The organism is Collinsella sp. LCP21S3_A3 (assembly GCF_052118905.1).
Taxonomy (GTDB): Bacteria; Actinomycetota; Coriobacteriia; order Coriobacteriales; family Coriobacteriaceae; genus Collinsella.
Genome location: NZ_JBQKGH010000043.1, coordinates 1 through 1,362, shown reverse-complemented (window position 1 = coordinate 1,362; position 1,362 = coordinate 1). Strand labels below are relative to the sequence as shown.

The window sequence follows — 1,362 nt, the reverse complement described above, 5'->3', positions numbered from 1 at the left end:
GGTACCGTCAAGATTCTTTCGCAAATTGATTTAGTCGTCTCCCGCCCCGTCCTCTTCTAGCCCTCCGCCTTTCCCCTCAGCTCGTCCATCTCCTCCAGCTTCGACATGTCCAGATACCTCCTCTTGCCCCACTCGTGCTCCACTATGTACTTCAGCCTCGCCGTCACCAACATCAGAGCCGAATTGCCGTCCGGGAAGGTCCCGACGACCCTCGTCCTCCTCCTGATCTCGCGGTTGATGCGCTCGATCCCGTTGTTCGTCCTGATCCGGCGCCAGTGCTCCGGTGGGAATTCCGTGTAGGCAAGCGTCTCGGCGAACCCGTCGCGCACCGTCCTCGCGGCCGCCCCGAGCCTCATCGATTCCAGCTCCTCCGCCACCTCCTCGGCCTTTCTGGCGCATGCCTCGCGCGATTCCTGCGCGTGGATCGCCTTCAGCATGCGCGCCGCGGCCTTCCGCCTGGTCACGGGAACCCTTCCCAGCACGTTGCGGTAGAAATGCACCGTGCAGCGCTGGTAGCGGGCCCCGGGGAACACCTCCTCGAGCGCACCGAGCATCCCCGCGCACTTGTCGCCGGTGACGAGCCGTACGCCGGAGAGCCCGCGCCCCTTGAGCCAGGAGAAGAACTCGCGCCAGGACTCCGCGGACTCGGTGTACCCCTCGGAACAGCCGATGACCTCCCGGTCGCCGGCGGAGTTGACGCCGATGGCGACCAGCACGGCCACGTTCTCGTAGGACCCTCCCCAGCTGCGCTTGAGGTAGATGCCGTCGACGAAGACGTAGGGGTAGCCGCCATCGAGCGGCCTCTGCCGCCAGGCCTCGATGGACGCGAAGGCCCTCTCGTTGAGGTTGGAGACGGTGCCGGAGGACACCGGCGCTCCCCACAGGAGCTCGGAGACGTCCTCGATCCTCCTGGTTGAGACGCCCGCCAGGTACATCTCGACGATGGCCTCCTCGACCGAGGTCTCGCGCCTGCGGTAGCGCTCGATGACGGCCGTCTGGAAGGTCGCCCCGCGGAGCTTCGGCACGCTGAGCTCGACTTCCCCGGCGCCCGTGACGAGCCTCCTCGTGTAGTGGCCGCTGCGGTAGGCCTCCCGGCCCGCCGTCCTCTCGTAGCGCCCGGCCCCGACGAGCTCGGACGCCTCCTCGTCGAGCAGTGCGTTGAGCGTCTCCTCGACGGTCTTCCTCACCAGATTCTTTATGTCGTTGCGCAGCGACTCCTCGTCGACTGATACGATGTTCGCAGACACGGCCCGTGCCCCCTTCGTCGGTGATTTGTTGTTTAGTCGCTAGAAATCATATGACGGGGTATGGGCCGTGTTCCGCTATGCGGTTGTCAATTTGCGAAAGAAATTATGCGTCACC

The 1,362-nt window shown here is 65.0% G+C and carries 1 protein-coding gene; it reads right to left on the bottom strand.

From position 1 onward, the window contains the following. Positions 1-56: 56 nt before the first annotated feature. A complete protein-coding gene (locus ACTQ0H_RS09235; protein WP_427727814.1) occupies positions 57-1,247 on the bottom strand; it encodes an IS256 family transposase in 1,191 nt (396 codons plus the stop codon). Between the last annotated feature and the right edge of the window lie 115 nt (positions 1,248-1,362).